The organism is Allobosea sp. Root381, assembly GCF_001429395.1.
Taxonomy (GTDB): domain Bacteria; phylum Pseudomonadota; class Alphaproteobacteria; order Rhizobiales; family Beijerinckiaceae; genus Allobosea.
Genome location: NZ_LMJT01000025.1, coordinates 14,943 through 27,400, shown reverse-complemented (window position 1 = coordinate 27,400; position 12,458 = coordinate 14,943). Strand labels below are relative to the sequence as shown.

Sequence of the window (12,458 nt, the reverse complement as noted above, 5' to 3'; positions counted from 1 at the left end):
TTCCGCGCGCCCCTGAGGCGCCATACCCGCGCGATGATTTGGGTTGCTTGTTTTTGGCCTTCAAGAGGTCGGCAGCACTTTTTTTGATCGAGTGCTAACAGGCTGAAAAGGCAGCACAAACGCAACCATTCAGCTTGCCAAAGCGTTGGAAATCCGCTGCCATCGGCGCAGTGAAACCAGGGAGCTGAAAGGAATGGCTTCGACGGACTTCGCCCGCCAGATCGCCGGCTACGGATTGACCACCGCCGGCATCCTCTACCGATTGCCCGACCACCCATCGATCCTGCAGGAATATATCTGGCAGGACTACGACCTCGCTCCGCGCTTTCCTGAGCTCAACAAGTTCCTCGCCTTCTGGCAGGCCAAGCTCGAGGGCAGGCTGTTCCGCATCACCGTCGCACACAAGGACCTGATCGGTCCGGCCGACCTCAGCGCGGTCAGCGGCGAGTTCCGGCTCCAGTGACGTCGATGTTGCGGCGGGCTTGATTCGCGAAAAGTCATCCCAAAATGATGGCAAGCCGCCGACAGCGACAGCGCGCTCGACGCGGCGATCAACCAAACCGGATCCATGTTGCTTCGAGGAGGATATGGCTATGGCAATGTTGGCACTCGCTCCCCACCGAGGGAGGGCTGCATGACGACATCAGATGATTTCGAGAGGCCGGTCGTGATCCTGACCGGGCTCGGGCACCCGGCGGCGATCGCGTCCGCCATGGAGGCCTACATGTTCCTGGCCGACTGGCCGGCGAGCCGGCGCGATGCGGTCCACGGCTTCGCGCTGAAGGCCTGCCTGGCGGCGATCCGCGGCGAGATAGAACCAGACACGGCACGCGGCTTGTTCGCGTCCTGGGCGGAAAAGCATGATCTTCTAGCGCCCGACGTGGCCGCGTTCGCCAGCAGCCGCAAGGAAGGCTCGCGCGGCCACGCCTGACCAGTGGCCCGGCTCCGCACCGGTGGGGCCGGGCATTTCCGAAGCCGCGGGACGCTGTTTTATTGCCGAAATCCTGCCCCGGATTTGGGGCGGGCGGTTACGGCTTTGAGAGCCCAGCCCGACGGGGAGCTCCCACCCAGCGCGGCACCGTTTCCGAGCCATCGAACGATTCCCCCAAAAAATCTCACTGATCCCCTTGAACGTCCGCCGACCGGATCCAAATCGCTAATTGCCGATCGCCTTTTGAGGGATCGGCCGGTCAAGCCGACATCGGTGAGACCTCGGAATGACCGATTTGTGCCCATGTTGCTCAATGGAGGATGTGGTTATGAGAACCGTCTTCGATTTTTCTCCTTTGTATCGATCGAGCATCGGCTTCGACCGCATATTCGGTGCGATTGAAGCCGCAAGCCGGCTGGACCCGCCCGGCAACTGGCCGCCCTACGACATCGTCAAGACCGATGACGACGAATATCGCATTACGATGGCCGTGGCCGGCTTCTCGCGGGACGAGCTCACCATCACGCATGAGCCGAACCTACTGGTGGTGTCCGGGCAGAAGGCCGGCCAGGACAATGGCCGATATCTGCACCACGGCATTGCCGAGCGCACCTTCCAGCGCCGCTTCGAGCTTGCTGACCACGTCAAGATCGTGGCCGCCAACCTCGAGAACGGTTTGCTGACGGTCGATCTGAAACGCGAGCTGCCAGAGGCGATGAAGCCGCGCCGGATCGACATCGCCACCGGCACCGCACTGCCGAAAGCCGATCGGCGGCAGATCGACTCGGAGAAGCGCGCAGCCTGAGCAGAGGCTGATTGAATCAGCGTTGAGCGCCGGGCGGCGAGCCCGGCGCCGCGAATCCGCTTCGATGTTTGAACGCAAGGAGGATGTCATGAGCGTTCGAGATTTGATCCCCTGGGGCCGCGATAACGGCAATCGGCCTCCCGCGCTGTATCGCGATGATCAGCACAACCCCGTCTTCTCGCTCCATCGCGAGGTCAATCGTCTGTTCGACGACATGTACCGCTCGTTCGACAGCCTTGGTTCGCTGCCGCCCTTCAACGGCGGTTGGCCGAAGGTCGAGGTCTCCGAGACAGCCGGGGATATCAAGGTGACCGCCGAAATTCCGGGAATGGAGGAGAAGGACCTGGAGATCCTGCTCGATGGTGACACTCTCACCCTCAGGGGCGAGAAGCGCGCCGAGAGCGAGAACAAGGAGAGGCAGTTTTCGGAGCGGTATTACGGCCGCTTCGAGCGTCACATCCCCCTCGGCTATGAGGTCGAGCAGGACAAGATCGATGCCCGCTTCAGGAACGGCGTGCTGACGGTCGTCCTGCCCAAGAGCGAGAGGGCGCAGTCTCAGGTCAAGCGCATCGCGATCAAGCATTAGCAGATCGCCGAGACCCTGGCGGAGCGCCTCGGGCGCCGCCAGCTGCTGGAGCGTCACGAGACGAATGCTGGCGCGGGCCGGAGCCGCGAGAAGCCCCGGTCCATTCTAGCTCCGTCGTCTTGCCGAGAGTGGCCAACCCCTGGCGCCGGTCTCACCAGCGGCAGCTTCATTGTCAGTGCTTTTCTCGATTGGTCAGGTCTTGGGTCACCCGTCTGGAACCAGCCGGGGATGCGAACCGTTGAAGCGCCACAAGTGCGTTGCGAGAACTAACTCGACGAGCCGCCCATGTCCGAGAAGAAGGCAGTTGAGATCCCGGTCATTAAACCGACGATGATCCAAATGAGCAGCGACCCGCGAGGCGATGCAGCCATAACATTCGAGACGATCGGGGACGCAGACGTCCTCCTCGTGTTGCCGATGACGGCCCTGGTCGCTTTGGAAGCGATGCTGGCGAAAGCGAGCCAGGAGCAGGCGAAGCACCAGCCTGTCAGCCATCCGGGCTCGGTAGTCCGACACATCGTCGCTGGCAGTGGCAGACGATGAGCCCGGAGGGCTGTGCCTCGCGCCAGAGGCGGAACCTAGCGCTTCGCTCGGAAGCGGACATCTCAGAGCTATCCGGTTGAAGGCCGGTCGCGCCCCTAAATAGTCATTACCTCGAAGAGCGCCTTGTGCGCGGCTCGCCAATGATCAGGCGTGCGCGCTGCCAATAATCCATAACCGTCTTGTCCAGCCCGGTAGGGAGAACCATTCCAGCGTGCGACGTGGCCGCCGGCCTCGCTTAAGAACAACGCACCGGGCAGATGATCCCACGGTAAGGTCCGCCAGAAAACGGCGAAATCGCGATCGCCAGCGACAATGGCAGGATACTCGGCTCCTGCGCAAAGCAGTGGCGGGACGATCAAGGGCACCTGATCCAACCGTGGTTTGACGGCCTCAAGCACCTCGGGAGGAAAGAAACGCATAGAAATTGAACCCTTCCGCAGCGGCTCTGCTTTTCCATCACCAACCACGCGGACTCCATTAATCTGGGCTCCACTTCCCAATTCGGCGACATGAAGCTGACCTGACAGCGGGTCGAGCATCCAAGTGGCGACGGTCTCCCCTCCGTGCAGAAGCGCGACCATGACCGAAAATGGTCCTCGGCCGGAGACGAAATTTCCAGTGCCGTCCAGCGGATCGATCAACCAGACGGTGCCCTGGTCTAGAGCGCTAGCCAAGGCGGGGTTACGTGCACAGGCTTCCTCACCTACGATCCTCGCGGATGGATCGAGCTGCAGCAATTGTTCGCCAATTAACCGTTCGGCGTGATGATCGGCAGCGGTGACGAGTTCTCCCGGCGACTTTTCCTCAACGTCGCTCGCGGTAAGTTTGCGAAAGCGAGGTAAGATTGCCTCGGCAGCTGCCTGTCGCAGAACCGTCGATACTTTCTCAATCAGACTCATCATGCCCCCGGCCCATCGTCCTGGACTTGCCTATCGGGTCTCGTCGATCTGACAAAGTCCCTACTACCAGCCCAGGTCGTTCTCGAAGTGGCAGAGGCCAGAAGCTACGACGCGCCATTGGACTAACCCGCTCTCGCGGGAGGGCGCTGCAGCGTAGCAGCGAGATTTCGCCATGTGAGGCGCTGCGTCCGAGGATTTCGGGGTCGTTTCCCCTGATCCCTGGAGGTCTCCATGATCGATGCCGTCACCGTCAGTCCGCTGCGCCAGCGGATGATCGAGGACATGACGATCCGCCAGTTTGGCGAGCACACGCAGCGCGATTATGTCCGGCAGATCCGCGAGTTCACGGCCTTCCTCGGCCTGTCGCCGGATCGGGCCGAGCCGGAGGATCTGCGGCGCTATCAGCTTCACCTGGCTTCGCTCGGCGCCAGCTACGCCCGCATGAACTTGGCCTGCACGGCACTGCGGTTCTTCTTCCACGTCACGTTGGGCCGGACCGGTTTCGGAGACCGCATGGCGCGGATTCCGACGCCGGAGCGGCTGCCGGTGGTGCTGGACACGCAAGAGGTAGCGCTGCTGCTGGCGCATGCGCGGAGCCTGAAGGACCGCGCCGCGCTGAGCATCGCCTATGGCTGCGGACTGCGCGTCTCGGAGATCGCCAACCTCAAGGTCGCCGACATCGACAGCGCCCGCATGCTGATCCGGGTCGAACAGGGCAAGGGCCGCAAGGACCGCTATGTCATGCTCGCGCCCGACCTGCTCGACCTCCTGCGGCAGTGGTGGCTGGTGAAGCGCTCGCGCGGCTGGCTCTTCCCCGGCCAGCAGCCGGGCCAGCCGATCACGACGCGCCAGCTCAACCGGGCCTGCCATGCCGCAGCCGTTGCGGCCAGGCTCGACAAACGCGTCTCGATGCACACGCTGCGGCACAGCTTCGCCACCCATCTGCTGGAGCGGAAGACCGATATCAGGGTGATCCAGGTGCTGCTCGGCCACAGGAAGCTCGACACCACCGCCGTCTATACCCGCGTCGCGCTGAAGACCCTGCGCGAGGTGACGAGCCCGCTTGCGCTGCTGGCTCCGCCGCCACCGCCATAGCGGCCCCGCGCCGATCATGGCGCGGCCTGCGCTGGAGGTCGCGGATATCCTGAATCGGCATGGCGAGGCCTATCTCGTGCGCCATCGGCTCAGTCGCGGCCAGCTCAAGGTGATGGGGGCGATCCGGGCCTGCCGCACGGCTGCGCTCGGCGGCCATGTCATGCGCTGCGGCGACTGCGATCACGCGACGATCGCCTACAACTCCTGCCGCAACCGGCACTGCCCGCGTTGCCAGGGCGCAGCGGCGAAGGACTGGCTCGCGGACCGGCAGGCCGATCTCCTGCCCGTGGCCTACTACCATCTCGTCTTCACCCTGCCGGCGCCGATCGCGGCCATCGCCTTCCAGAACAAGGCCCAAGTCTACGGCCTGCTGTTCAGGGCCGCGGCCGAGACGCTCACCACCATCGCCGGCGACCCGAAGCATCTCGGCGCCCGCATCGGCTTCACCTCGGTGCTGCACACCTGGGGATCGGCAATGACCTATCATCCCCATCTCCACATCATCGCGCCCGGTGGTGGCCTCTCACCGGATGGCGCTCGCTGGATCGCCTGCAGGCCCGGCTTCTACCTGCCCGTGCGCGTGCTCTCGCGCCTGTTCAGACGGCTCTTCCTCGAAGGGCTCGCCGCTCTCCATGCTTCCGGGCGGCTCGCCTTCCATGGCGATCTCGCGCGGCTCGCCGACGGCGATGCCTTCGCCGCCATGCTGGCGCCGCTGCGCCGCGCCGACTGGGTCGTCTATGCCAAGCGGCCCTTCGGTGGTCCCGACGCCGTGCTGGCCTATCTCGCCCGCTACACCCATCGCGTCGCCATCGCCAACAGCCGCCTCGTCGCCATGGATCAGCACGGGGTCACGTTCCGCTGGAAGGATTATCGCGCCCGCTCCGCCGGCACAGTCTGGCGCAAGACCATGACGCTGACGGCGCACGAGTTCATCCGCCGCTTCCTGCTCCACGTTCTGCCTGACGGCTTCCACCGCATCCGCCATTACGGCCTGCTCGCCTCCAGCCGGCGCGCCGACACCGTCGCACGCATCAGGCAGATCATTGCGGCGCAGATCCCAGCGGCAGCGCCCCAAGAACACGACGCAAATGGTCGTGCCGAGACGGACGAGCCACCGGATGACCATCGTCCACCATGCCCATGCTGCGGTGGCCGCATAATCCTCGTCGAGCGCTTCGCGCCGGGCGCGGCGCCACGCACCATTGTCGCCGTCAGGATCGACACATCATGACGATGGCGACGCGGCGGCACCCAGAGGAAGCACTGCCGGCCTCGCCCAGAGAGCGGGCGATCCCCTTCGGTCCGATGGCGGAAATGGAGATTGCGGCGGGCCCGAATCCGTCCCATGCGAAGCCAAGCGCCGGCTCCCGGGCATCCCGGACGGAGCATAGCGTACCCGACCCACGCCTCGCACGCTCCCGCAGACCACGCCGCGCGGCGAAATCCCCATAGCGCACGGCCTCGGGCCGCGGGTTCTTCCCCTGGAGGCTCTCAGACGCGGGCCCAGGAGCCTCGCCATCAGCGCTGCGCAAGGGCCCGCATCTGAGACCCTTCACACAAGCTGACGTTGGCAACTCGCCCGGAAGCAGACCCAATCTTGAGGAAGCCGACACACCCGTGCAGACGAACCTGGGGACCGCGTTCTGATCCCGCCCCAAGCGCGCGTACGGGGGGCGACATTTGTGCCTGCGCCATTTGTCACTGCACCGAGGCTTAGCGCTTGACCCGACCCGGCGCCAATTGGGATTGGTACCGACGGGCAGCGAAGACCGGAAGCTACTGTTTCCCGGCGGCTAGATCGGGCCAGCCGGAGGGACGGCGCCAGTCTCATCCATATTTCCGCATGCAGCACTTTGGGCGCCACACCCTAGAACAGCCCATGCAACAAATTGGCGTGCGACCCTGAAGGACCGTCCTGGACATCGACGGCATCCGCGTAGGAGATCCCGGCAAAGCCGATCGTCACCGTCTCGATAGCCCCTCCGAGCTCGGGCATGAAGGCATCCTGCCCCGCTGGCGCCAGCCCTTCGGCGTCAACAGAATCGCCGACCTCGGCCACGCCGCCCTCTTGCGGGTCAGGTGCCTCGATCAACTGCGGAGCGTCGAACAGTCGCGCGAGGAAACCGTCCAGCTCGCGCCCATCCTGATCAGCGCCAAGCACCGTCGCCGGTACCGCCGACGACGTGGTTGATGGATGCCGCATGGCTGGCAATCGCGGTCACTTGCGTGATTGCGGTCATGGCTGCCGACGGCGAAAGCGCCTGATTTGTCTTGTGCATCGCTCAACAGCCAATCCGACCACGAAACCGACTGCCACGCCCGATGGCCAATGGGCAAGGATCGCGACCCGAGTTGCCGCCAAACCGATAGCGGTGGCCCAAATCGCAGCAGGCCACCGCACTGACCTTGAAAAGAATGCAGCTATCGCGCCCGCATGCATGGCGTGTCCGGACGGCATTGCGTCAGACGCCCGGCCAGTCCTCAAATGGCCCTCGCCGATCATTCGATCTGGCCGACGCTGATCAACCAACCGTTTGACGGTGTGATGAATCGCAGTCGTGCATGCAATCATCAAGAGGAAGCGACCGGAATCTCGATGCGCATCGCTTCTACGAGGCGTCGCCAGATGCCAAAGCGCGCTGGTACCAAGAAGGACACGTGCATCGCATAGCCACCCGAGCGCAAAGCCCGCTTTGACGATCGGCAATGTCAAAGCGATGGCCCGCGCTCCGGCGAAATCGATCTTCGTGACGCGCAGCGAAATCCGCACCGTTGAAGTGGGGTCAGCCGGCTTTTGCGCGCGGCTTTCGTCCAGGGCTATTCGCCGGAGCGCTGGTTTGCTGGTCGGTCGAGTCGTCGAGCCCGCGTCTCTGCATGGCCCAGGCCGCCTTGGCCGCTGCCCAATGCTCTCGATCCCGTCCTTCCGGTTGCCCGTCCTGCAGCCAGATCCGATACGCCAGCCTGCGAATTTCAGCGTGATCCGTGTCGTGTTCCATCATCGTTGGCCCAATTGGTCGATGGTCGCGTAACGTTTCTCTGCGGCTTGGAGTTCCCCTCCGCCTGCAACCATTCCGGTCGTCGGCAGTTACGATAGATTGGACCGCCGAAAGATCGCCATGACGAAGACAGTCGTTCTAGTCGTGGAGGATGAGGCCCTCATCCGCATGTGCGCCGTCGAGTTGATCAAGCACGCCGGGCACACCGCCTACGAAGCTGCGCATTCCGATGACGCGATACGCCAGCTCGAAGCTCACCTCGACATCACGGCCGTCTTCTCGGACATCGACATCGCGCCGCCGTCGCGCGCCTCGCACGATCCCGCCGACCAGGCCGCGCGGCGAAATCCCCATAGCCCACGGCCCCGGGCCGCGGCTTCCTCCACTGGAGGCTTTCGAACGCCGGCCCTCAGCCCGGTCCGAACCCGCTCGCACGGGCCGGCATCCGAAACCCTTCACAGGTGCGGACGTTGGCAGATTGCCTGGAAGCATACGTTCGACCTTTGGTTTGGTCGGCCAGCGAGCGGTGCTGGCCGGCCGTGACGAAGCATCCGGGACGGCTCTGCCCCGAATAACTTGTTTCAGAATGTCATGCCGCAGGCTTGGCGGATGGCGATCTGGACCGGCGAGGGCGGCAGAGAAGGGTCGAATTCGAAACGTGGCAACAGAGGGGGCTGTGCCATGAAACGCGGCTGCCGACCTCGATGAGGCTGTGCGGCGTGCACGAGAAAGGGGTGGCATAGATAAACCGTTCCCGCCTCACCCAGCGCCAGATCGATGGGACAATTCTCTGTCGACGCGTACCCATCTGCCGAGAGCTGACGCAAAGTCGCTCCTCGCTCGCCATAGGGCAGAAGTTCCTTGGCGATGGCCGCATGCGAGCCTCTTCGGATCCGCGTCGGTGCATCATCAGGTCCGACATCGGACAGCAGGAAAAGCATAAGCAATGCCCGCCCGCTGCTTTTGATGTTGGCCCGCCATTCCATGAAGTCGGCATGTTCGAAGCCAAAGCTGACATCGACATGCCAGCCGTCATCGTTCGGCGCTATAGGCGATGGGAACCGTATCGGAAAGGTTCCGAGGCCAGTGGGAGCCAGCCACCGGCCCGGACCGACAAGTTGGTCAAAGGCCGCATGGAGGCGCGGCGAATTGGAGGCTTCGATAAATGCTGCCGACGATTTCGACGACACCCGAATGACGGGTTTCGTCCAGTTGTGTGGCTCGTCAGCAGAAAGGCCGATATCGGTCCACAATTCGTCCCGACACCGCCTCGCCAGATCGGGGCTGAAGGCTCGATCCAATTTGACGTAACCATGGTCGATGAAGCTATGGACCTGACCTTCCGTCAGACCAATCCCGTGTTCGTGGGGCATTCCATATCTCTCCGCTCGGCCGCCGCTTGCACGGCGCCGTTTTGATCCGATCGGCGCAAAGCGCCGCGCTGCGTCAGCAGGTCAGATCAGTGGAAAGAATGAGGAGACGAACATCATAGGGCTGAAACTAGCACAATGCCGACTTTGCCCTCAAGCTCCAGAAGCGTTGCCTTCGTTCATCAAGGACGAGGCTCTTCGCCAAGGATTTACACTCGACGGAGAAGAGCGCCAATTGCCGTCATTGAGTGAGCGCCGCTTAGCGGGCTTTCGTGGAGCTCGACGTGATGGGCTTCTTTCGCGGAGCAAGCTCACCGGTGATAGAGTCTGACACGCTCCGTCTCGGCGCGAAGATCGAGATGGCCTTGGGGTGGACCTTGAAATGCGCGGGCGTCGCCGTGACAATTTCTCCGTCGGTGTTGACCGGCATAGGCTTCCTCGTCTCGACATCGAATTCGATGCATTTGGCCGTGCGGACCTCGCGCCACGCACCATGAGTTCCGGAACGGAATGAGCGCAACATCAGCGCCAGTTTCCACAGATTGGTCATCTCTAGGCTATACAGGTCGAGATGCCCGTCGTCGATTTCAGCGGTCTCTTCCACAACATTGCCGCCGCCATAATGCCGGCCGTTGCCGACAGCGATCTGATAGGTGTCCACATCGACCCTGCGGCCCTTCTCGGTGATGCTTGCGCTGAAGCGGGAAGCGCGGGTCATGACCTTGATAGCGGCCAATGCATACCCCAACCTGCCAAAACGCTTCTTCAGCACTGGATCAAGATTTTGCGCAAGGTCGCTGCTCAGCCCAATGCTCGCGACATTGAAGAAGGCGTGACCGTTCACCGTGCCAACATCGACCGATCGGGTCTCACCGCGCACTATGATGTCCGCAGCTTCAGCCAGATCCATCGGAATGCCAAGGGTCCGGGCAAGGTCGTTCGCCGTCCCCATCGGAATTATGCCCAAGGGCAGTCCGCTTTCCATCGCTGCGACCGCAGCGGATGAGACCGAACCATCGCCGCCGCAAACGATGACCAGATCGGCCATGTGCCGAAGCCGGACGATGTCGCGGGCAATTTCGGGCAAGGCCTCGAAGGTTTCAACGGTCACGTCGAGACCGCCGCGCTGGAGGCCTTCGAGAACGGGCGTCATCGACTCCTGTCCACGTCGCGCCTTCAAATTGCGCAACAACAGGGCGCGTTTGTGGACTGCCTGGCCCATCGAACACTTTGCGGCGGGGGATCGTGGATATGCAGGTGGTGAACCTGCCCAATGAATTCAACCTAGGTATGTCCCAGTTGCGGCCTGTCCTCGTTGACCGGCTCGACGCGGCCGACGAACTCTGTGCCCGGGCGACTTTCTTAGACGTACGGGATCCACGACCACCACAGGCACTGAACCTTGCGCAAGCGCGCGGGAGCCGCCGGGAACAAAGGGGGCGACCTCCAAGAATACAAGAAGATACATCGTCGGGAGGGAAGATCCTCGCGCGACCTGAATGCGACAATGACAACCCGGGCGGCCGATGGGTCCAGGATATCGTTCGGAATACCAGGCGTGGTCCTCTTGGAAGTCCCGGATCGCCGGTTCATGCCATGCCTCCTCCTGTCGCAGACGCCAATCTGGCAGGTGTGCAGAGCAGAATCGACGCCTTGAAAAATCATCATGGCTGCGCTTTTTTGCACGCATTGAGCTTGGGGTCACAGTCGGGATTCGAGGTCATTAGCGACGGCTGAACCGATGAGATCGGTCATAACGATGGGTGCACCCGCATGGACCGCCGATCATTCTTGAATGCCCTGCTCGGGGGAGCTCTCGCGATCGGCCTATGCCGCGCCGCAGCAGCCGACGAGTTTTCCGCGGAGGCCGCAGTGGCCCTCGACGGGACGTCCGCGGAATTCATGCAAGGGCCACCTACGCCCCGTCGGCCCGGCGAGCCGGCGCCGAATTCCGGACGACAGAGGCCGACCCGTAACTGGCATCGCTGGCGCATGCGTCGGCGCCGGCCTTTGCCCCCTCCGCCGAGACAAAGGCGCTCGCCGCCGCAGTGAGACGCGACTATCGGTAATTCTACCGGCAAAATTTGAATCCGCTGCGAAGCTGACCAATTGCGGCGACGCTTCAGCACAGCTCCGGAGTTGCTGTTCCGTCTCCGTTAGATCCAGACCCATTGGCAGCGGCGGACACGACGACCCCGACGGTCGAAATGCGTGCGGCAGACCCGGCGGCGGCGCACATGCCTGCGATGGTATCGGTGACGGCGGTCACGATGGTGCCAATGCGGGGATCGGCTCGATTGGGTGAACTCGGCCGGCGCCTCGTCGAGGCGTCCGGCCGTGAGGATGTCTGCTGCGCCACTTTCGGGCAGTGCGCAGCTACCGAGTGCCGCCGCCTTCACGTCAGGCGCTGGGATCACTTCAGAACCCGCAACAGCAACGCCTAACAGGCCCATCACGAAGGAACGACGATCCATACTCATCTCCTTCCTGCACCCAACGCTAGCGACCGAGACTGGCACCCTCAAAGCCACGGTTAATGCGCAAACTTGCTCCACATCGATTTCTACGAATTCTCAGAAGGGCGAGATGCACTGGCGGCGGGGTCCGTTATTTGGCTGCCACGAATTGTCCGACACTCGAAAGGACCGGAAGCGCTGCGAGCACCAATTCACATGATTGCTCCACGCGCTCTGGTTCTGCTGGGCAACCGCCGATGCCGCCATGCCTCCAATCAACATTCCGCCAATGAGGCCTGCCGCAACGGCGCCGCTATTGTTCCTCGAATGCCGGTAATAGCGGTGGTGATGGCGGGAATGGCCGCGCACATGCCCACGGGAATGCCCGCGGACATGCCCACGGGCGGGTCCGCGAACATGCCGATGCGAAACACCCCGGGATGGTCCCCGCGACGACCGCACTGTTCGAGACGAGCCCCGCACTCCAGCATCACGCCCCCGCGACTGGACAGTCTGGATGTCCTCGTGGACCGGCAGATTAGGCATCCCGATCGGCAGGGCCTCAGCCGGCGCTGCGACACATGCAATCAGAATAGCGATAATGAAGGCCTTCATCGTCAGTCTCCATAACCAGCCCCCGCCTATTCAGCCTAGCGCGCCGAACGTCAGGATCAACCGACTTGCTTTCGAAGAGTCGTGGGGTTTCTCAAGAGCACCCGTGCGCAGTGGTTATCGACTCACGGCCCGGCCCTGTCAGGCCGTCGATTTCGAAGACGC

At 63.0% G+C, this 12,458-nt stretch carries 13 protein-coding genes; 7 read left to right on the top strand and 6 right to left on the bottom strand.

Annotated elements, in window-relative coordinates:
• Nucleotides 1-193 precede the first annotated feature (193 nt).
• The 5 genes from ASE63_RS18945 (at nucleotide 194) to ASE63_RS18925 (ending at nucleotide 2,865) form a co-directional block, all read left to right on the top strand.
• Entirely contained in the window at nucleotides 194-463 is a 270-nt protein-coding gene (locus tag ASE63_RS18945) for an usg protein (RefSeq protein ID WP_056804864.1), read from the top strand.
• Between the two features lie 171 nt (nucleotides 464-634).
• Entirely contained in the window at nucleotides 635-931 is a 297-nt protein-coding gene (locus ASE63_RS18940) for a DUF982 domain-containing protein (protein WP_056804861.1), read from the top strand.
• Nucleotides 932-1,259: 328 nt separating this feature from the next.
• On the top strand, nucleotides 1,260-1,736 hold the full coding sequence (locus ASE63_RS18935) for an Hsp20 family protein (protein ID WP_056804916.1): 477 nt from the start codon (nucleotides 1,260-1,262) through the stop codon (nucleotides 1,734-1,736).
• 88 nt (nucleotides 1,737-1,824) lie between these two features.
• Nucleotides 1,825-2,322 carry an Hsp20/alpha crystallin family protein gene (locus ASE63_RS18930; protein ID WP_056804913.1) on the top strand — a complete coding sequence of 166 codons (498 nt, stop codon included), beginning with the start codon at nucleotides 1,825-1,827 and terminating at the stop codon, nucleotides 2,320-2,322.
• Nucleotides 2,323-2,607: 285 nt separating this feature from the next.
• Nucleotides 2,608-2,865, top strand: coding sequence for a hypothetical protein (locus tag ASE63_RS18925; protein WP_056804857.1), 258 nt, complete (start codon nucleotides 2,608-2,610; stop codon nucleotides 2,863-2,865).
• Between the two features lie 95 nt (nucleotides 2,866-2,960).
• Here ASE63_RS18925 and ASE63_RS26865 read toward each other — a convergent pair whose 3' ends face one another.
• Entirely contained in the window at nucleotides 2,961-3,767 is an 807-nt protein-coding gene (locus ASE63_RS26865) for an inositol monophosphatase family protein (protein WP_082610114.1), read from the bottom strand.
• A 228-nt stretch (nucleotides 3,768-3,995) separates the two neighbouring features.
• On the opposite strand from ASE63_RS26865, the gene ASE63_RS18920 reads away from it, so the two are divergent.
• Both ASE63_RS18920 and ASE63_RS18915 read left to right on the top strand, forming a co-directional pair.
• On the top strand, nucleotides 3,996-4,859 hold the full coding sequence (locus ASE63_RS18920) for a tyrosine-type recombinase/integrase (RefSeq protein ID WP_056804854.1): 864 nt from the start codon (nucleotides 3,996-3,998) through the stop codon (nucleotides 4,857-4,859).
• Nucleotides 4,860-4,875: 16 nt separating this feature from the next.
• The gene (locus ASE63_RS18915; protein ID WP_056804910.1) at nucleotides 4,876-6,090 is read left to right on the top strand and encodes an IS91 family transposase; all 1,215 of its coding nucleotides are present in this window, start codon (nucleotides 4,876-4,878) and stop codon (nucleotides 6,088-6,090) included.
• Nucleotides 6,091-6,726: 636 nt separating this feature from the next.
• Here the strand turns inward: ASE63_RS18915 and ASE63_RS18910 are convergent.
• From ASE63_RS18910 to ASE63_RS18900, 5 genes are all read right to left on the bottom strand, one after another.
• A complete protein-coding gene (locus ASE63_RS18910; RefSeq protein WP_082610113.1) occupies nucleotides 6,727-7,062 on the bottom strand; it encodes a hypothetical protein in 336 nt (111 codons plus the stop codon).
• Nucleotides 7,063-7,642: 580 nt separating this feature from the next.
• A complete protein-coding gene (locus tag ASE63_RS26855) occupies nucleotides 7,643-7,855 on the bottom strand; it encodes a DUF2934 domain-containing protein (protein WP_162261805.1) in 213 nt (70 codons plus the stop codon).
• A 138-nt stretch (nucleotides 7,856-7,993) separates the two neighbouring features.
• The gene (locus ASE63_RS18905; RefSeq protein ID WP_056804848.1) at nucleotides 7,994-8,209 is read right to left on the bottom strand and encodes a hypothetical protein; all 216 of its coding nucleotides are present in this window, start codon (nucleotides 8,207-8,209) and stop codon (nucleotides 7,994-7,996) included.
• 227 nt (nucleotides 8,210-8,436) lie between these two features.
• Nucleotides 8,437-9,228, bottom strand: a complete 792-nt coding sequence (locus ASE63_RS26850; protein WP_082610110.1) for a phytanoyl-CoA dioxygenase family protein — start codon at nucleotides 9,226-9,228, stop codon at nucleotides 8,437-8,439.
• A gap of 256 nt (nucleotides 9,229-9,484) precedes the next feature.
• Nucleotides 9,485-10,447: a lipid kinase gene (locus ASE63_RS18900; RefSeq protein WP_082610109.1), complete on the bottom strand. Its 963-nt coding sequence runs from the start codon at nucleotides 10,445-10,447 to the stop codon at nucleotides 9,485-9,487.
• Nucleotides 10,448-12,458 lie beyond the last annotated feature (2,011 nt).

Bases quoted from the DNA above. Each gene is read 5' to 3' on its own strand.
- ASE63_RS18945 (WP_056804864.1), top strand. From the start codon at position 194: ATGGCTTCGACGGACTTCGCCCGCCAGATCGCCGGCTACGGATTGACC.
- ASE63_RS18940 (WP_056804861.1), top strand. From the start codon at position 635: ATGACGACATCAGATGATTTCGAGAGGCCGGTCGTGATCCTGACCGGG.
- ASE63_RS18935 (WP_056804916.1), top strand. From the start codon at position 1,260: ATGAGAACCGTCTTCGATTTTTCTCCTTTGTATCGATCGAGCATCGGC.
- ASE63_RS18930 (WP_056804913.1), top strand. From the start codon at position 1,825: ATGAGCGTTCGAGATTTGATCCCCTGGGGCCGCGATAACGGCAATCGG.
- ASE63_RS18925 (WP_056804857.1), top strand. From the start codon at position 2,608: ATGTCCGAGAAGAAGGCAGTTGAGATCCCGGTCATTAAACCGACGATG.
- ASE63_RS26865 (WP_082610114.1), bottom strand. From the start codon at position 3,767: ATGATGAGTCTGATTGAGAAAGTATCGACGGTTCTGCGACAGGCAGCT.
- ASE63_RS18920 (WP_056804854.1), top strand. From the start codon at position 3,996: ATGATCGATGCCGTCACCGTCAGTCCGCTGCGCCAGCGGATGATCGAG.
- ASE63_RS18915 (WP_056804910.1), top strand. From the start codon at position 4,876: ATGGCGCGGCCTGCGCTGGAGGTCGCGGATATCCTGAATCGGCATGGC.
- ASE63_RS18910 (WP_082610113.1), bottom strand. From the start codon at position 7,062: ATGCGGCATCCATCAACCACGTCGTCGGCGGTACCGGCGACGGTGCTT.
- ASE63_RS26855 (WP_162261805.1), bottom strand. From the start codon at position 7,855: ATGGAACACGACACGGATCACGCTGAAATTCGCAGGCTGGCGTATCGG.
- ASE63_RS18905 (WP_056804848.1), bottom strand. From the start codon at position 8,209: ATGGGGATTTCGCCGCGCGGCCTGGTCGGCGGGATCGTGCGAGGCGCG.
- ASE63_RS26850 (WP_082610110.1), bottom strand. From the start codon at position 9,228: ATGCCCCACGAACACGGGATTGGTCTGACGGAAGGTCAGGTCCATAGC.
- ASE63_RS18900 (WP_082610109.1), bottom strand. From the start codon at position 10,447: ATGGGCCAGGCAGTCCACAAACGCGCCCTGTTGTTGCGCAATTTGAAG.